The sequence below is a fragment of the Mycobacterium sp. NTMscope_MAC_269 genome (genome assembly GCF_976985695.1).
Genome location: NZ_OZ335668.1, coordinates 3170134 through 3187826, shown reverse-complemented (window position 1 = coordinate 3187826; position 17693 = coordinate 3170134). Strand labels below are relative to the sequence as shown.

Below are 17693 nucleotides of genomic sequence, written 5' to 3'. Positions count from 1 at the left end.
TCGGTGCGCCGAGGCCCGACGCGACCGAGCAGTCCCCGGGCGCATGGGACGATGGTGTGGCGGAAGTTGGAGCACGCGAGTTTAGGGGAGCTCAGGAAAGCATGGTGTCGCCGAGGCGTTGGATGCGCGCGGCCGCCGTGATCGGCGCGACCGCGATCGTTCTGGCCTCGAGCTGCACGTGGCAGCTCAGCCTGTTCATTCCCGACGGTGTGCCGCCCCCGGCGGGGGACCCGGTGCCGCCGGTGGACACCCATGCCAGCGGTCGGCCCGCGGAACAGCTGCGCGACTGGGCCCAACCACGGGCGGCGGCATTGGAGATCCCGGTGATCGCGCTCGAGGCCTACGCGTACGCGGCCCGGGTCGCCGAGGTCGAGAACCCGAAGTGCCACATCGCCTGGACCACGCTGGCGGGCATCGGGCAGGTCGAGAGTCACCACGGCACCTACCGCGGCGCGACGCTGTCCCCCAACGGGGATGTCAGCCCGCCGATCCGCGGTGTCCGGCTGGACGGCAGCGGCGGGACGCTGCGCATCGTCGACAGCGACGAGGACCTCACCGACGGCGACGGCGTGACGCGCGCCATGGGGCCGATGCAGTTCATCCCCGAGACGTGGCGGCTCTATGGTGTCGACGCTCACAACGACGGCCGCGTCAGCCCGGACAACATCGACGACGCCGCGCTCGCCGCCGCCGGCTACCTGTGTTGGCGCGGAAAGGATCTCGCAACGCCGCGGGGCTGGATCACCGCGCTGCGGGCCTACAACAATTCCGGGGTCTACGCGCGTGCGGTCCGGGATTGGGCGACCGCTTACGCGAAAGGTCACCCGCTATAGCAGGATGTATCGCTGACCCAGGCCTTACGCGAACAAGGAGAACCCCAGTGCCGATTATCGAGCAGGTCGGGGCCCGCGAGATCCTCGATTCCCGCGGCAACCCGACAGTCGAGGTCGAGATTGCCCTGATCGACGGGACGTTTGCCCGCGCGGCGGTGCCGTCGGGCGCGTCGACGGGCGAGCACGAGGCCGTCGAGTTGCGCGACGGGGGAGAGCGCTACGCCGGCAAGGGTGTGCAGAAGGCGGTGCAGGCCGTGCTGGACGAGATCGGCCCGGCGGTGATCGGCCTCAACGCCGACGATCAGCGGCTGGTCGACCAGGCGCTGCTGGACCTGGACGGCACGCCGGACAAGTCGAGGCTGGGCGGCAACGCGATCCTGGGCGTGTCGCTGGCCGTGGCCAAGGCGGCGGCCGATTCCGCCGAGTTGCCGCTTTTCCGCTACCTCGGCGGCCCCAACGCGCACATCCTGCCCGTGCCGATGATGAACATCCTCAACGGCGGCGCGCATGCCGACACCGCCGTCGACATCCAGGAGTTCATGGTGGCGCCGATCGGCGCGCCCAGCTTCGCCGAGGCGCTGCGCTGGGGCGCAGAGGTGTACCACTCGCTGAAGTCGGTGCTCAAGAAGGAGGGCTTGAGCACCGGGCTGGGCGACGAGGGCGGCTTCGCGCCCGACGTGGCGGGCACCACCGCTGCCCTGGATCTGATCAGCCGGGCCATCGACTCGGCGGGTTTCAAACTCGGCGCCGACGTGGCGCTGGCCCTCGACGCGGCGGCCACCGAGTTCTTCACCGACGGGACGGGCTACAGATTCGAGGGCAGCACCCGCACCGCGGAGCAGATGGCGGAGTTCTACGCCGGGCTGCTCGGCTCGTATCCGCTGGTGTCCATCGAAGACCCACTGTCGGAAGACGATTGGGATGGCTGGGCGACACTGACCGCGGCGATCGGTGACCGGGTGCAGATTGTCGGCGACGACATCTTCGTCACCAATCCCGAGCGCCTGGAAGAGGGTATCGACAAGGGCGTGGCAAACGCGTTGCTGGTCAAGGTGAATCAGATCGGCACGCTGACCGAGACGCTTGATGCCGTCGCGCTCGCGCACCACAGCGGCTACCGCACGATGATGAGCCACCGCAGCGGCGAGACCGAGGACACCACGATCGCCGACCTGGCCGTGGCCGTCGGCAGCGGGCAGATCAAGACCGGTGCGCCCGCCCGTAGCGAGCGCGTGGCCAAATACAACCAGCTGCTGCGGATCGAGGAGGCGCTCGGCGACGCGGCCCGCTACGCCGGCGATCTCGCCTTCCCGCGGTATACGCCGCCGGAGGCCAAATAGCTTGCCCGGCAAGCCGGATCCGAAGCGGCGTTCCCCGGCATCGCGCCCGGGGAAGGCCGGCGATTCGGTTCGGCGCCGCCGCTCGGCCAAGCCGTCGTCGAAGCCGTCCGCGAGGACGTCGCCCACGACGAACCACACCGGCCGCAGCACCACGCAGCAAGAACATGTCGTCGAACCCATTACCCGGCAGGCCGCCGAATCGCTCGAGCAGCGCTCCGAGCAACGGCTCGGTTTCACCGCGCGGCGCGCGGCGGTGCTGGCCGCGGTGATCTGCGTGCTGACGCTGACCATTGCCGGGCCGGTGCGCACCTATTTCGCGCAGCGCACCGAGATGAATCAGCTGGCCGCCAGCGAGGCGGCGCTGCGCCGTCAGATTGCGGATTTGGAGCAGCGCAAGACGAAACTCGGTGACCCGGCTTACATTGCGGCGCAGGCCCGTGAGCGGCTCGGCTTCGTGAAACCGGGAGATATCCCGTTCCAGGTTCAGCTTCCCGCGTCGGCGGCCGAGCCCACCCAGCCGGGATCCCCGTCGGCGAAACCGGTCAACAACGATCCTTGGTACACGTCGTTGTGGCACACCATCGCCGACGCCCCGCACCTGCCGCCGGCCAGCCCGCCGCCCCAGGAAGCTCCGGCGCCGCCGCCCGAGCCTGGCCTGCCCGCACCGAATCCCCCGGGTCCCGGTGGTTGATCGTGCCGACCTGGACGCGGTGGCTCGCCAGCTCGGGCGTGAGCCGCGTGGGGTGCTCGACATCGCCTACCGGTGCCCCAATGGCGAACCCGGCGTGGTGAAGACCGCGCCGAAATTGCCTGATGGCACGCCTTTTCCGACGCTGTACTACTTGACGCATCCGGCGCTGACGGCCGCGGCGAGCAGGCTCGAGACGACGGGCTTGATGCGTGACATGAGCGAGCGGCTGGGACGCGACGCGGATCTGGCGGCCGCGTACCGGCGCGCGCACGAGTCCTATCTGGCCGAGCGTGACGCGATCGAACCGTTGGGGACCACGTTCACCGGCGGGGGAATGCCCGACCGGGTCAAGTGTCTGCACGTGCTGATCGCTCATTCGCTGGCCAAGGGGCCGGGTGTGAATCCGTTCGGCGACGAGGCGCTGGCGATCCTGGCCGGCGAGCCCGCGATGGCGGGGGTTTTGGTGGAGGGCCAATGGTGAACGGCAGGCTTGCGGGAATTGACTGCGGCACCAACTCAATTCGGTTGCTGATCGCCGATGAGCATGACGGCGGGCTGCGTGACGTGCATCGGGAGACTAGGATCGTGCGGCTGGGTCAGGGTGTCGACGCGACGGGTGAGTTCGCGTCGGAGGCGATAGCCCGCACGCGGGCCGCGTTGGCGGACTACGCGGCGCTGCTGAAAGAGCACGGGGTCGAGCGGGTGCGGATGGTCGCGACCTCGGCCGCCCGCGACGTCGCCAACCGCGATGAGTTTTTCGCGATGACCGCCGACGTGTTGGGCGCGGTGCTGCCCGGTGCGGTGGCCGAGGTGATCAGCGGCGCCGAAGAGGCCGAACTGTCGTTTCGCGGCGCGGTCGGCGAATTAGACGGTGCGGCGGGACCTTTCGTCGTGGTCGACCTGGGCGGGGGCTCCACCGAAATCGTCGTCGGGGGCGAGGCGGTGGTGGCCAGCTACTCGGCCGACATCGGCTGTGTCCGGCTGACCGAACGCTGTTTGCATTCGGACCCGCCCACGCCCGCGGAAGTGGCCGCGGCCCGGCAGGTGGTGCGCGAGCGGCTCGAGGTCGCGCTCGGCGTGGTGCCCGTCGAGGGCGCGCGGACCTGGGTCGGATTGGCCGGAACGATGACCACGCTGTCCGCGCTGGCGCACAATCTGCCAGCGTATGACTCTGCGGCCATTCATCTTTCGCGCGTCGCCGGTGCGGATCTGTTGGCGGTGTGTGAAAGGCTGCTCGGGATGGCGCGCGCCGAGCGCGCGGCGCTGCCGCCGATGCATGAGGGCCGGGCCGACGTGATCGGTGGCGGCGCGATCGTGGTGGAGGAGTTGGCGCGCGAGTTGCGCGCCCGTGCGGGCATCGAGGAGTTGACGGTGAGCGAGCACGACATCCTTGATGGCATCGTGTTGTCGATCGCCGGGTAAGTCGTTCTCAGTCACATCCGCCTCACCGGCCTCTAGGAAAGTGGGCACCACTTTTGCCCGCCTTTCAGCGACAACTCCGGCGGTGTCGTACCCGTGTGCGACGGTGCGGCCATGAACCTTCATGGAATCGAGCTGCGTTACGTGCTCACGATGCAATTGGCAGTCCATGGGCCGGCGACCATTGCCGAATTGATGGATGCGCTGAAATGGCACAGCTTTTCGGTGCGCGGCAGGCCGTCGAAGGCCATTTCGGACGCGCTGCGCTGGGAGATCGAACACGGCCGGGTGCGCCGGCTCGGACGGGGCCGGTACGGGCCCGGGTGCATGCCGCGTGGCACCGAACATCGGATCCATCAGCGCGTGCTGGCGTTGCGCGAAGCCGCGGGTTGTCGCTATGAGGTGGGCAATTAACGTGCCGCCGTCCGGAGAGACTCGTGTGGCGGATGGGACTACGCGGGTGGCCCCGAGGCTCACACCTCGAATCGATACCCCATGCCCGACTCGGTCAGCAGGTGCTTGGGATGCGACGGGTCATCCTCGAGTTTGCGCCGCAGCTGCGCGAGATATACACGTAGGTAATGGGTTTCGGTGGCATACGCCGGGCCCCACACCTCCTTGAGCAGTTCCTCGCGGCCGACCAACTTGCCGCGATTGCGGACCAGGACCTCGAGCATCCCCCACTCGGTGGGGGTGAGGTGGACCTCGCCGCCGTTTTTGGTGACCTTCTTGGCGGCCAGGTCGACGGTGAACGATTCCGTCTCGATGACGGGTTGTTCCAGCTCGGAGGCCGCGGTATTGCGCCGCACCGCGGCGCGCAGCCGGGCCAGGAACTCGTCCATCCCAAAGGGTTTGGTGACATAGTCGTCCGCCCCGGCGTCCAGCGCCTCCACCTTGTCCGACGAATCGGTGCGCGCCGAGAGCACGATTACCGGCGCGGTGAGCCAGCCGCGCAGCCCGGCCAGCACGTCGATACCGGAGATGTCGGGCAGGCCGAGGTCGAGGATCACCACGTCGGGTTTGTGTTCGGCGGCCGCGCGCAGCGCACCGGCGCCGCTCGACGCGGTGACCACCTCATAGCCGCGCACGGACAGATTGATCCGCAGCGCCCGCAGAATCTGCGGCTCGTCGTCGATCACCAGAACCCTGGTCATCTGCGCCACTCCTCCTCATCGCTGCGCTCTGCATCGTCGCCAGCGCGGGTCACGGCGCAGCCATTTCCACGATCACGGTCAGCCCGCCTCCTGGAGTGTCGGTAGCCGTTATGGTCCCGCCCATCGCTTCGACGAAGCCGCGCGCCACCGACATCCCCAGGCCGACGCCGGTGGTGTTGTCGTGATCGCCGAGCCGCTGGAACGCTTCGAAGATCTGTTCCTCGGCCCCATGCGGTATCCCAGGCCCCTCGTCGATGACGTTGATCAGCACCCGATTGCCCACCCGCCCGGCGTTGACCCGCACCAGGCAGTGCGGCGCGTAGCGCAGCGCGTTGTCGATCAGGTTGGCCAGCACCCGCTCGAGCAATCCGGCGTCGGCCATCACCATGGCGTCGGCCACATCCACCTTGACCCGGTCGATGGCGGACCGGAAAAAACCGGTGGCGCCCTTGCCGATGCTGACCAGCGCGCGCTGCACGATTTCCTCCAAATACACCCGGCTCAGTTCGGGGTGGATCACCCCGGCGGCCAGCCGGGACGAATCGAGCAGATTGCCGACCAGCGCGGTGAGTTGGTCGATCGACTCCTCGATGGTCGCCAGCAACTCCGCGGTGTCGGTGGCGGAGAAGGCGACGTCCTCGGCGCGCAGGCTGGACACCGCGACCTTGGCCGCCGCCAGCGGCGTGCGCAGGTCGTGGCTGACCGCCGAGAGCAGCGAGCGCCGCAGCTCGTCGGCGCGCACGACCGCTTCGGTCCGGCTGGCTTCCTCGGCGAGTTCGCGCTGCCTGATCAGACCGGCGGCCTGCCGGGCGACCGCGGACAGGACCCGCCGGTCCCGGGCGGAGAGTTTTCGGCCCGCCAGCAGCATCCAGAATTCGTCGTCGCCGACCTCGATCACGGTGTCCGCGGAATCGACGGTGGCGCAGGGGCTCCTGCCCACGCAGGCGACGACGTCGCTGGTGGTGTCGCCGGCGCGCGCTTCCTCGCCGGGCCCGCGCAGCATGCTGACCGCGCGCTGCGCGTAGGTCTCTCGCACCCGTTCGAGCAGCGTTTCGAGGTCGGCGCCGCGCAGCACCGAACCCGCGAACAGGGTCAGCAGCTCGGCCTCCTGCGACGCGCGGCGGGCTTCCCGGGTGCGTTTGGCCGCGAAGTCGACCAGCACCGCGACCGCGACCGCGATCAGCAGCAGCACCAATTCGGTGATGGCGCTGTTGGGTTCGGCGATGGTGAAGCTGTGCCGCGGGGCGATCAGGAAGTAGTTCAGCAGCAGCCCGGACAGCATCGCCGAAAGTGCCGCGGGCGCAACACCTCCGAAGAGCCCGACCAACAGCACCCCCACGAAGAACAAGGCGCTCTCGCCACCGGTGTCCAGGTACGGGTCCAGCGCGGTGACGGTGATCGCGCAGGTGATCGACGGCACGATGATCCCCGCCAGCCACGACGTCACCCGTCGCTCGCGCGGCGCGAGCGAGGCCGTACGGAACCCGCGCTTGGCCTCCTCGTGCGTGACCAGATGCACGTCGATCTTCCCGGAGAGCTCGACGATCCTCGGACCGATGCCCTCCTCGAACACACGCGCCCAGCGCGTCCGCCGCGAGGTACCGATCACCAGCTGCGTGGCGTTCATCTCGCGGGCGAACTCGAGGAGGGCCGTGGGCACCTCGTCGCCGACGACGGTGTGCAGCGAAGCATCCAGGCTGGTGGCCAGCTCCCGGATCTTGGCCATCCGGGATTCCGACAGGCCGGCCAGGCCGTCGCCGCGGACGACGTGGACCACCATGAGCTCGGCGGTGGACTTCGACGCGATCCGGGACGCCCGCCGCACCAAGGTCTCGGACTCGGGTCCACCGGTGACCGCCACCACGACCCGCTCGCGGGCCTCCCACATGTCGGTGATCTTGTTCTCGGCACGGTATTTCGCCAGCGCCGTATCGACCTGGTCGGCAAGCCACAGCAGCGCCAGTTCCCTTAGTGCGGTGAGGTTCCCGCGCCGAAAATAGTTGGACAGCGCCGCATCGATACGATCCGGCGCATAGACATTTCCATGAGACAACCTGCGCCGCAACGCCTCTGGAGTGATATCGATGAGTTCGACCTGTGCGGCCTGCCGCACGATCAGGTCCGGGACGGTCTCCTTCTGTTCGATACCGGTGATCTGGGCGACGACGTCGTTGAGGCTTTCCAGGTGCTGCACGTTGACCGTGGAGATCACGGTGATCCCGGCGTCGAGCAACTCCTCGACGTCCTGCCACCGCTTGGGGTTCTTGCTCCCCGGCGCATTGGTGTGCGCGAGTTCGTCGACGAGGACGACCTGTGGGCGGCGCGCCAGCACGGCCGGCACGTCGAGCTCGGAAAAGCGGCCGCCACGGTATTCGATAGAGCGCGGCGGAATGATCTCGATGCCCTCAAGCAGCTCAGCGGTTTTCGCACGCCCGTGGGTCTCCACCACGCCCGCCACCAGATCGGTGCCACGTTCCAGCCGCCGATGCGCCTCACCCAGCATCGAATACGTCTTCCCCACGCCCGGAGCAGCACCGAGGTAGATGCGTAGCTCCCCCCGCCTGGGGTGGCGGGCGCGCAGGTTGACGTCGCTCACGTCAACCATCATCCCCCCTGGGGCTAACTCGGGACGGGATACCGGTGGTCGAGTTGCAGGTTGAGTTGCAGCACGTTGACGCACGGTTCACCGAAAAACCCCAGCGCGCGGCCGCTCCGGTTCTGCGCTACCACCGCGCGGATCTGATCGGGGCTGACGTGGCGAGCCTTGGCGACCCGCGCCACCTGGATGTCGGCGTAGGCCGGCGAGATGTTCGGATCGAGGCCGCTGGCACTGGAAGTGACCGCGTCGGCCGGCACGGCCGGGTTGGCGGGCGCGGACCCGCGGACGGGCACGGTCTGCCCGACCGCGTAGACCTCTCCGGTTTTGGGGCCAGGCCGGGCACATTCGACGCGCACGCCCTCGTAGAGGGTGAGGAACGGCGCCGGCGTGGATCCGCAGGGCTCGTTGACGCTGACCACCCGAGTCGGGCGGGTGACGTTGCCGCGCGCGTCGCGAGGGCCGATCACCGACAACACCGCGCCCACGCCGCCGCCCGTGCAGAACGGCCGCGACCCGTCGACGCCCTCCGCGTTGCCGACGGCGGCGCTGCGTGAGCACACCTGGGTCAACAAGCTCGGCTTGCCGGGCGTGTCGAGAACGCTTTCCGGTCCGAGGTTGCTGCCGCCCGATGAGGTCGGGTCGTAGCCGGCGCCGGCCGCCGAGGGCCGGCTCTGGAAATACTGCGGCAGCGGGTTGCCGCTGGAGTCGGTGAACGGCTGGCCGATCATCCTGCTGCCCAATGGCTTACCGTCCGCGGTGAGGATCGAGCCCTCGGCGTGCTCACGCAATCCCGGGAGCTGCGCGACGGCCCAGACGAGCAGGGGATAGGCCAGACCGGTGATCGCGGTCAGCACCAGCAGCGCACGCAGCGCCGCCCAATGCAGGCGAACGAAATTCGTCATATCAGGACATCCCGGGGATGAATTGGACGATCAGGTCGATCGCCTTGATGCCGATGAACGGGGCGACGATGCCGCCCAGGCCGTAGACATAGAGGTTGCGGCTCAACAATTTCGACGCACTGCTCGGTGTGTAGCGCACACCGCGCAGCGAGAGCGGGATCAGCAACACGATGATGATCGCGTTGAAGACGACCGCGGACAGGATCGCCGACTGCGGGCTGTGCAGCCGCATCACGTTGAGCAGATCCAGGCCGGGGAACAGGGCGACGAACATCGCCGGGATGATCGCGAAGTACTTCGCGATGTCGTTGGCGATCGAGAAGGTCGTCAGCGCCCCGCGGGTGATCAGTAATTGCTTGCCGATCTCCACGATCTCGATGAGCTTGGTGGGGTCGGAGTCGAGATCGACCATGTTGCCGGCCTCTTTGGCCGCCGACGTGCCGGTGTTCATCGCCACGCCCACGTCGGCTTGCGCCAACGCCGGCGCGTCGTTGGTGCCGTCGCCGGTCATCGCGACCAGTTTGCCGCCCGCCTGCTCACGCTTGATCAGCGCGAGTTTGTCCTCCGGGGTGGCCTCGGCCAGGAAGTCGTCAACCCCGGCCTCCTCGGCAATCGCCTTGGCGGTCAACGGGTTATCGCCGGTGATCATCACCGTCCGGATGCCCATCCGGCGCATCTCGTCGAACCGCCCCCGCATGCCCTGCTTGACAACGTCCTTGAGGTGGATGACACCCAGCACCCCCGCGTGGCCGTTGATGCTCTCCCCGACGACCAGGGGCGTGCCGCCGCCCGCGGAGATGCCGTCGACGATCTCGCCGAGCTGTGCGGGGACGTTGCCCCCTTGTACGCGTACCCATTCCGCGACCGAGCTGGCCGCGCCCTTGCGCAGCAGGGTGCCGTCGACCCCATCGAGATCGACGCCCGACATCCGCGTGGTTGCCGAGAAGGCCACCCAGTGGGCTTGTGACAGCTCGCTCGGTGTGCGGCCACGCAGGCCGAAGTGCTGCTTGGCGAACACGACAACCGAACGGCCCTCGGGTGTTTCGTCGGCAAGGCTGGACAACTGCGCGGCGTCGGCCAGCCGTTCGGCCGAGACGCCGTCGAGGGGGATGAAGGCGGCGGCCTGCCGGTTGCCGAGCGTGATGGTGCCCGTCTTGTCCAGCAGCAGGGTGTTGACGTCGCCGGCGGCTTCCACCGCGCGCCCGGACATGGCGAGCACGTTGCGCTGCACCAGCCGGTCCATGCCGGCGATGCCGATGGCCGACAGCAGCGCGCCGATGGTCGTCGGGATCAGGCACACCAACAGCGACACCATCACGATGCCCGTCACGCCGCCTATGCCCAGCGCCTGGCTATCCGGGACGTCAGGATTGTTTGCCTTCGAGTAAATCGCCAGCGGCTGCAAGGTCGCGACGGCGAAGACGAAGATGATCGTCAATGCCGCGAGCAGGATGTTCAGCGCGATCTCGTTCGGGGTCTTCTGCCGGTTGGCGCCCTCGACGAGCGCGATCATCCGGTCGATGAAGCTTTCGCCTGGCTTCTGGGTGATCTGAACGACGATCCGGTCGCTCAGCACGGTGGTCCCGCCGGTGACCGCCGATCGGTCGCCGCCGGACTCGCGGATCACCGGCGCGGACTCTCCCGTGATGGCCGATTCATCCACGGACGCAATGCCTTCCACCACGTCACCGTCGCCGGGGATTGCCTGGCCCGCCTCGACCACCACGACATCGCCCTGCCGCAGTTGTGCGGCGGCGACGGCTTCCTCGACGGCGGCCGCCCCAGGTGTCCAGTCCTTGAGGCGGCGGGCCACGGTTTGCGTTTTGGCCCGGCGCAGGCTGTCGGCCTGGGCCTTGCCGCGGCCCTCGGCGACCGCTTCGGCGAGATTGGCGAACAGCACCGTGAGCCACAACCAGGTCACGGCCAGCCAGGCAAACCAGCTTGGCGCGGTGATCGCCAGGACGGTGCTCCAGGCGGCGCCGATTTCGACGATCAACATCACCGGGTTGCGCCACAGGGTGCGCGGGTTGAGTTTTCGCAGCGCGTCCGGTGTGGAGCGCCACAGCATCGTCGGGTCGAGCAGGCCGCCCTGCACCCGATTTTTGCCGCCCGACGCCGCCGGGTGCGTCTGCTCGGCCGGATGGATGGCGGTCGCGGTCATCAGTGGATTCCTTCGGCGAGGGGCCCGAGCGCCAGCATGGGCAAGAATGTGAGGGCAACGACGATCAACATGACGCCGGCGACCATGCCCACGAACTGCGGTCGGTGGGTGGGTAGGGTGCCCGCGGAGACGGGTGTGCGGCCTTGGCGGGCCAGCGATCCCGCCAGCGCCAGCACCAGCACGATGGGCAGGAACCGGCCGAACGCCATGGCCAGGCCCAGGGCGGTGTTGTACCAGTCGGTGTTGGCGCTCAGCCCGGCGAAGGCCGACCCGTTGTTGTTGGCCGCCGACGTGAACGCGTAGAGGATTTCGGAGAGTCCGTGCGGTCCGCCATTGAGCATGCCGGCGCGTTCGCCGGGCAGCGCCATCGCGATCGCGGTGCCGGTCAGCACGATCAGCGGGGTGACCAGGAAATAGCTTGCGGCGAGCTTGATCTCGCGCGGGGTGATCTTCTTGCCGAGGTATTCGGGAGTGCGCCCGACCATCAGCCCGGCGACGAACACCGTGATCACCGCCAGCACCAGGATGCCGTACAGGCCCGAGCCGGTGCCGCCGGGCGCGACCTCACCCAGCTGCATGTTGAACAGTGCGATCATGCCGCCGAGGCTGGTCAGCGAATCGTGAGAAGAGTCGACGGCGCCGGTGGAGGTGAGCGTCGTCGCGGCGGCGAACACCCCCGAGTCGGTGACGCCGAAGCGCTGCTCGACTCCCTCCATCGCGGCGCCGATCGCCGTCGGCACCGTGCCGTGGTGCCGGGTCTGGAACCACAGCATGAAGACGGTACTGATCGTGTACAGCGTCGCCATCACGGCCGCAATCGCGTAGCCCTGCTTGGTGTTACCCACCATGCGCCCGAATGTGCGGGGCAGCGAGAACCCGATCACCAGGATGAGGAAGATCTCCAGCCAGTTGGTCCAGGCGGTCGGATTCTCAAACGGGTGAGCGGAATTCGCGTTGTAGAACCCGCCTCCGTTGGTGCCGAGTTCTTTGATCACCTCCTGACTGGCCACCGGACCGCCGGTGATGGTCTGGTGGGCGCCGCCGATGGTGGTCACCACCTGGTCGTGCAGGTGGAAGTTCTGGATCGCCCCACCGGCGACCAGCAAGATTGCGCTGACGATGGCGACGGGCAACAGGATTCGCAGCGTTCCACGCACCAGGTCGACCCAGAAGTTGCCCAGCTCGCCGGTGCGGGTGCGGGCGAACCCGCGCACCAGCGCCACTGCCACCGCCATCCCGACGGCGGCGGACACGAAGTTCTGCACCGCCAGGCCGGCCATCTGCACGAGATGTCCCTGTGTCGTCTCGCCGGAGTAGGCCTGCCAGTTGGTGTTGGTGACGAAGCTGACCGCGGTGTTCCACGCCAGCGAGGGAGTCAGCTTGGTGGCCGGATCATGAAGGTGCAGCGGCAATTTGCCCTGGACGAGTTGGAATACGAACAGAAACAGGATGCTGATCGACGAGAACGCCAGCACGCTGCGGGCATAGGCCCCCCACGTCTGCTCCGCGCGCGCATCGACCCCGATCAGGCGGTAGAGCGTTCGCTCGACAGGCCAATCCTTGTCCGAGGCGTACACACGAAACATGTAGTCCCCGAAGGGTACGTGGACGAGCGCCACCGCCGCGACGAGGACAACGAGGAAAATGATCCCGGCCGTTGTGGTGCCCACTCAGAACCTCTCCGGGAACAGCAGGGCGCCGACGAGATAGAGCGCAATGAGGACGGAAAGCACCAGACCGACCGCATTTTGGTTGTTCATCGCCGTTCGACCAGCTTCTGAGCCACGCCGAGCGCGGCGAACACCGCCACGGTCAGCACGACGTACACCGCCACGCCCATCTCGTCTCCGTTCCACGCCAATCACGCGCCTGCGAAAGAAAACCTCGTCGAGTCAGCCCCAGCACGTGGTGATCGCAAGCTCGGCGGAGCCGGGCGCAGCGGGTCACCACTATCCAGCGCTGTCTCGGAGGAGAAGTCAGTTCGAAATTAACCGCGCGGCGTCCGCGCGCAGCGGCGGTTGACGGTTCCCTAACGCGGATACCGTGCACCTTTACGGTCTATTTACGCCCCGCAGGTGCCGCGATCAGGGGTAGCCGTACCCGGAAAACCGTTATGTCGTCGGTGGACTCGACGGTGACCGAGCCATGGTGGGCCTTGACGATCGAACTGACGATCGGCAGGCCCAGTCCGTGGCCCGAGCCGTCCGATCGCGACTTGTCGGCCCGGACAAACCGCTCGAAAAGCCTGGGCAGCAGTTCTTCGTCGATGCCCGGTCCGTCGTCGGTGACGGTCAATTCCACGAAGGGCGCCCCGGGACCGTCGCGGTGGCAGGTGATTCCGGTCGTCACCGTGACCCCGGGCGGTGTGTGCACGCGGGCGTTGCCGAGCAGGTTACTGACCAACTGATGCAACCGGGCGTGGTCGCCGCGCACCCAAACCTGCTCGTCGGGCAGGTCTTTGACCCAGTTGTGGGTCAGCGCGGCCACCGTGGCGTCGTTCACCGCGTCGTTGGCGATCTCGGCCAGGTCGACCTCTTCGGACTGCAGGTCCTGGCCTTCACCCAGCCGGGAAAGCAGCAGCAACTCGTCGACGAGCAACGCCATCCTCCGGGCCTCGGATTCGATTCGGGCCAACGCGTATTCGGTGGTCGGCGGCAACTCCGAACTGTCCTGGCGGGTGAGTTCGGCGTAGCCCTGAATGGCCGCCAGGGGCGTGCGCAGTTCGTGACTGGCGTCGCTGATGAATTGGCGCATCCGCAAATCGGATTCGACCCGATGCGCCAGCGCGCCATCTACGTTGTCCAGCAAGCGGTTCAGTGTGTGACCGACGATCCCGACCTCGTTCTGCGGGTCGGTGTCCTGCGGTTGGACCCGGATGCTGATCCGGTGGTCGTCATCGGCGAGCGGCATGGCGGCGACATTGGCCGCGATTGCGCCCAGCCGGCGCAGCGGGCGAAGCGTGTACCCGACGACCCACCCGGTGAGCGCCGCGGTGAGCGCCAATGCCCCTGCGGTCAGCGCGATCGTGGTGATCTGCTTGCGCGCGATGATCCGGTCGGCCAAGGTCTGCGACATCCCGACCACGAGCACGTCGGAGCCGTCCACGGTGCTGTCGAGGCGGTAAGACCCCAGGCTGCCCAGTATTTCGGTCCGGGGCGGCCCGCCGGACCACGACTGCCCTTCCAGCGCGCGGACGACGTCGCCCGGCGCGGCTTTCGGTTCTCCTTCGGAGAAGACCGCCGACCCGATCACCACGCCGTTACGCAGCACGGCGATGAGGTTTCCCGGCGTTTGTCCGGTGAATTCCAGCATCGCCTCTCCGATGGGCAACGTGTCCGGATGCGCAGAACTGTGTTCGCCGTTGCGGTATTTCGTGTACTGGTGGCTGAATGCGACGAGGGACTCGGCGATGTCGGCGTCGCTCATGGCGTTGACGTAGCCGCGCAGGCTGAGCACGGAAACGATGCCGACGGTCACCAGCACCACGCTGACCACGGCCAGCACACCCAACAGCAGTTGGCGGCGCAGCGACGAGGGAAACCACCGGGGAAAAATCCCGGATGCGGCGGTCCCGTCTTGGGTCATTCCGCCGGACGCAGCATGTACCCCACGCCGCGGACCGTGTGGATCATCGGCTCCCGCCCGGAGTCGATCTTTTTCCTCAGGTACGAGATGTAGAGATCCACGATGCTGGTGCGCCCGGCGAAGTCGTAGTTCCACACTCGGTCGAGGATCTCGGTTCTGCTCAGCGCGCGCCGCGGGTTGCGCATGAGGAAGCGCAGCAACTCGAACTCGGTGGAGGAAAGTGACACCGCGGTGTCACCACGGGTGACTTCCCGGCTGGCGGTGTCGACCCGCAGGTCGCCGACGACGAGGGTCTCGGCGGTCGGCGTCGGCGGCGGGCCGGAGCGGCGCAGCAACCCGCGCAGCCGGGCGACCAATTCCTCCAGGCTGAACGGCTTGGTCATGTAGTCGTCGGCGCCCGCGGTCAGGCCGGTGACCCGGTCCATGACCGAATCGCGCGCGGTCAGGAAAAGCGTCGGGGTGTAGGCGTCGGATTGGCGCACCCGTTCGAGGATCCGCAGCCCGTCCACGTCGGGAAGCATGATGTCAAGGACGAGGATGTCGGGGCTGACTCTCTCGAACTTCGCCATCGCCTCGCGCCCGTTGTGGGCGATGTCGACCACCCAGCCCTCGTAGTGCAGGGCCATCTTCACCAGATTGGTCAGCGCCGGCTCGTCGTCGACCAGCAAAACCCGGATCGGTGAGCCATCGGCACGGTTGATCCGCGGCAGCTGCCCCAGGATGGCTTGGCGGGGGCGCTGCGAGCCTGAGTATCCGGCCATTGCGGTCATGTTCCTTTAATTCTGACCGGCCACACACCCGATTGTCACGGAGTTCATAGAAATCTCAAATGTATGCGGGTGCTCGAGCGCAACCTTCGAAAGCTGCTGGGATACAGAGGCGTTGACCCGGCGACGTGGATCCTTGCGTTCGCTGGCTGACGAAAACCCCGGCGCGCGAGCGGGTTTCACAGAAAGTTCGGCAGATGCGAACGGGGCCGCGCACCGGTCGGTGCACGGCCCCGTTTCGTCGAAGGACAGGCGTCAGGCCCAGCTGGACCCGACGGCGCTGTCGGTGCTGGCCATGTTGTTGCCCGCGGACTGAACCTTCTGTCCGTGGGAGTTGGCCTGCTCGTAGATCACCTGGAAGTTGCGACCCAACTGGGTGATGAACTCCTGGCACGCGACCGAACCGGCGCCGCCCCAGAAGTCGCCGGCAGCAAGCACATCGCGGACGATGGCCTGGTGCTCGGCCTCCAAGGACGCGGCCTGGGCGCGGATCAGGGCACCGTGGGCGTCTACGTCGCCGAACTGGTAATTGATGCTCATTGGTTGGCTCCTTAAAGGTGTTGCGCAGCAGCAGTTCCGGGCTAGCTGCTGAGGATCTGCTGCGAGGCCTGCTCTTGCTGCTCGTAGTTGTTCGCGTCGCGGATCAGCCCGTCGCGCACGCTGTGCAGCATGTTGACGATGTTGCGGAAGGCCTGGTTGACCTGGCCCATGGTGTCATACGACGTCGCCTGCGCCTGGCCGCTCCAGCCCGCGCCGGCGATGTTCATCGACGACGCCCACATCTTGCGGGCCTCGTCCTCGACGGTCTGGGCGTGCACCTCGAAACGGCCCGCCATCGCCCGCATCTCGTGCGGGTCGGTCATAAAACGTGTTGCCATCTCGGCTGTCTCCTATCTTGATAGCTTCCGTCGGCCGAAGTCTTAACAGTGGTAGTTGATGCGGCGGTGGCCGCGGTTCAACCAGATTACGGCCTGCCGGTTAATTGTTCGCCTCAAACGGGCGACGTGTACCCCCTAAGTTCCTCTATCAGCGTTCCCTTCTCAGACGACAACCTGTTTGGGCATGACGATCGGCTTGAAGCCGTACCGAGGTCCGGTGCCGTAAGCGCCGGCGCCCTTGGCGGCCGCTGCCATGCCTGGCATGCCGGGCATCGCGGTGACGCCCTCCGCTTCGGCCGCGGCCGTCCAACCCGAGCCCTCGAGCGGGGCGGTGGCCGACGCCACCGACGCCGGGGCGGCGGCATTCCAGCCCGCCGGCACCGAGAGGCGGCCCACCGCGGACGCCTCGCCCAGCGCCGCCGACGCGCCCGCGCCCGACACGGAGCCCACCGTCGTGCCGGGCGTGATGGCGGCCGCGCCCGCCGCCGGGGCGGCAGAGTCGGCCAGCGAGAACGGAATTGATTGCACCGCCCCGAGGGTGTGCCCCAGCGACACCGCGTTCGGGATTGCGGCGCAAACCCACCAGGCGGCGGTGTTGATTGCGCCGTTGGTGGCGTTGAAGAACGACGGGGTGCCCTCCAGGTGGTCGATGGCGTCGAGCAGGCCGCCACCGGTGGTTGGCGAGGTGAGAAGCGACGACAGGTCCATTCCGGTCGCCTGCGTCGTGCCATTCGCCGCATCGAAGGCGACCGCGCTGTTGTCCACGGCCGCGGCGGCCGCCGGGTCGGTGGTCGACGTCAGTGGCGTTACCGGGGTGAGCACGCCGGCCGCGGTCGAGGCGGCCTGATAGGTGGCCATCATGGTGGCGTCTTGGACCCACATCTCGGCGTATTGGGCTTCGGTGGCCGCGATCGCGGCCGAATTGACGCCCAGGAAGTTCGTCGCGACGAGTGTCGCCAGCAGCGTCCGATTGGCCGCGATCACCGGCGGGGGCACCGTCGCCGCGAACGCCGCCTCATAAGCGGCCGCCGATGCGGTGGCCTGGGCGCTCGCCTGCTCGAGCGTCGACGCCGTCTCGGTCAGGTAGGACACGATGGGCTGCGCGGCGGCGGCGGCCGCCGCCGACCCGCCACCGGTCCACTGCTCGGTGGTCAGCAACGAGATGATCGACTCCCACTGGGTCGCCGTGGAACTCACCTCGGCGGCGAGGTTGGCGTACGCCGTCGCGGCGGCCATGAACGGCGCGGAGCCCGCACCCGCGTACATGAGCGACGAGGTGATCTCTGGGGGGATCGCTGAAAAGTCAAGCACCATTTGTGTATTCCGCTCCCTTTGCCTGTTCGGATTCGACGTCTATCGGGATG

At 67.7% G+C, this 17693-nt stretch carries 18 protein-coding genes; 6 read left to right on the top strand and 12 right to left on the bottom strand.

All coding sequences use genetic code 11. The annotated features are described in order from the left end of the window. The first annotated feature begins 104 nt into the window (after nucleotides 1-104). From ACZ50Z_RS14725 to ACZ50Z_RS14700, 6 genes are all read left to right on the top strand, one after another. Nucleotides 105-833, top strand: a complete 729-nt coding sequence (locus tag ACZ50Z_RS14725; protein ID WP_464486243.1) for a lytic transglycosylase domain-containing protein — start codon at nucleotides 105-107, stop codon at nucleotides 831-833. 47 nt (nucleotides 834-880) lie between these two features. Then, the gene (eno, locus tag ACZ50Z_RS14720) at nucleotides 881-2173 is read left to right on the top strand and encodes a phosphopyruvate hydratase (protein WP_464484216.1); all 1293 of its coding nucleotides are present in this window, start codon (nucleotides 881-883) and stop codon (nucleotides 2171-2173) included. Between the two features lies 1 nt (nucleotide 2174). Next, complete coding sequence (locus tag ACZ50Z_RS14715; RefSeq protein ID WP_464484215.1) at nucleotides 2175-2864, top strand: FtsB family cell division protein; 690 nt, start codon at nucleotides 2175-2177, stop codon at nucleotides 2862-2864. Further along, a complete protein-coding gene (locus ACZ50Z_RS14710) occupies nucleotides 2857-3345 on the top strand; it encodes a DUF501 domain-containing protein (protein WP_464484214.1) in 489 nt (162 codons plus the stop codon). The genes ACZ50Z_RS14715 and ACZ50Z_RS14710 overlap by 8 nt, the downstream gene beginning before the upstream one ends. Then, complete coding sequence (locus tag ACZ50Z_RS14705) at nucleotides 3339-4286, top strand: Ppx/GppA phosphatase family protein (RefSeq protein ID WP_464484213.1); 948 nt, start codon at nucleotides 3339-3341, stop codon at nucleotides 4284-4286. The genes ACZ50Z_RS14710 and ACZ50Z_RS14705 overlap by 7 nt, the downstream gene beginning before the upstream one ends. Before the next feature lie 93 nt (nucleotides 4287-4379). Continuing rightward, nucleotides 4380-4697, top strand: a complete 318-nt coding sequence (locus tag ACZ50Z_RS14700) for a hypothetical protein (RefSeq protein WP_464484212.1) — start codon at nucleotides 4380-4382, stop codon at nucleotides 4695-4697. A gap of 59 nt (nucleotides 4698-4756) precedes the next feature. Here the strand turns inward: ACZ50Z_RS14700 and ACZ50Z_RS14695 are convergent, their stop codons facing one another. The 12 genes from ACZ50Z_RS14695 to ACZ50Z_RS14640 all read right to left on the bottom strand — a co-directional run bounded on the left by ACZ50Z_RS14695 (nucleotide 4757) and on the right by ACZ50Z_RS14640 (nucleotide 17643). After that, nucleotides 4757-5437 carry a response regulator gene (locus tag ACZ50Z_RS14695; RefSeq protein WP_464484211.1) on the bottom strand — a complete coding sequence of 227 codons (681 nt, stop codon included), beginning with the start codon at nucleotides 5435-5437 and terminating at the stop codon, nucleotides 4757-4759. Between the two features lie 49 nt (nucleotides 5438-5486). Beyond that, nucleotides 5487-8045 carry an ATP-binding protein gene (locus ACZ50Z_RS14690; protein ID WP_464484210.1) on the bottom strand — a complete coding sequence of 853 codons (2559 nt, stop codon included), beginning with the start codon at nucleotides 8043-8045 and terminating at the stop codon, nucleotides 5487-5489. Between the two features lie 11 nt (nucleotides 8046-8056). Continuing rightward, a complete protein-coding gene (locus ACZ50Z_RS14685) occupies nucleotides 8057-8938 on the bottom strand; it encodes a potassium-transporting ATPase subunit C (RefSeq protein ID WP_464484209.1) in 882 nt (293 codons plus the stop codon). Between the two features lies 1 nt (nucleotide 8939). Next, nucleotides 8940-11099 carry a potassium-transporting ATPase subunit KdpB gene (gene kdpB, locus ACZ50Z_RS14680; protein ID WP_464484208.1) on the bottom strand — a complete coding sequence of 720 codons (2160 nt, stop codon included), beginning with the start codon at nucleotides 11097-11099 and terminating at the stop codon, nucleotides 8940-8942. Beyond that, nucleotides 11099-12769, bottom strand: a complete 1671-nt coding sequence (gene kdpA / locus ACZ50Z_RS14675) for a potassium-transporting ATPase subunit KdpA (protein ID WP_464484207.1) — start codon at nucleotides 12767-12769, stop codon at nucleotides 11099-11101. The genes kdpB and kdpA overlap by 1 nt, the downstream gene beginning before the upstream one ends. Further along, nucleotides 12770-12859, bottom strand: a complete 90-nt coding sequence (kdpF, locus tag ACZ50Z_RS14670; RefSeq protein WP_464484206.1) for a K(+)-transporting ATPase subunit F — start codon at nucleotides 12857-12859, stop codon at nucleotides 12770-12772. Beyond that, nucleotides 12856-12939 (bottom strand): potassium ABC transporter ATPase, encoded by an 84-nt coding sequence (locus ACZ50Z_RS14665; protein WP_464486242.1) that lies wholly within the window; start codon nucleotides 12937-12939, stop codon nucleotides 12856-12858. Before ACZ50Z_RS14665 ends, kdpF begins: the two co-directional genes overlap by 4 nt. A 218-nt stretch (nucleotides 12940-13157) precedes the next feature. Next, nucleotides 13158-14684: a sensor histidine kinase gene (locus ACZ50Z_RS14660; protein WP_464484205.1), complete on the bottom strand. Its 1527-nt coding sequence runs from the start codon at nucleotides 14682-14684 to the stop codon at nucleotides 13158-13160. Further along, nucleotides 14681-15454 carry a response regulator transcription factor gene (locus ACZ50Z_RS14655; protein WP_464484204.1) on the bottom strand — a complete coding sequence of 258 codons (774 nt, stop codon included), beginning with the start codon at nucleotides 15452-15454 and terminating at the stop codon, nucleotides 14681-14683. Before ACZ50Z_RS14655 ends, ACZ50Z_RS14660 begins: the two co-directional genes overlap by 4 nt. Nucleotides 15455-15706: 252 nt before the next feature. Beyond that, nucleotides 15707-15991 (bottom strand): WXG100 family type VII secretion target, encoded by a 285-nt coding sequence (locus tag ACZ50Z_RS14650; protein WP_020824001.1) that lies wholly within the window; start codon nucleotides 15989-15991, stop codon nucleotides 15707-15709. A gap of 41 nt (nucleotides 15992-16032) precedes the next feature. Further along, nucleotides 16033-16329, bottom strand: coding sequence for a WXG100 family type VII secretion target (locus tag ACZ50Z_RS14645; RefSeq protein ID WP_036454244.1), 297 nt, complete (start codon nucleotides 16327-16329; stop codon nucleotides 16033-16035). A gap of 162 nt (nucleotides 16330-16491) precedes the next feature. Next, nucleotides 16492-17643, bottom strand: coding sequence for a PPE family protein (locus tag ACZ50Z_RS14640; RefSeq protein WP_464484203.1), 1152 nt, complete (start codon nucleotides 17641-17643; stop codon nucleotides 16492-16494). Between the last annotated feature and the right edge of the window lie 50 nt (nucleotides 17644-17693).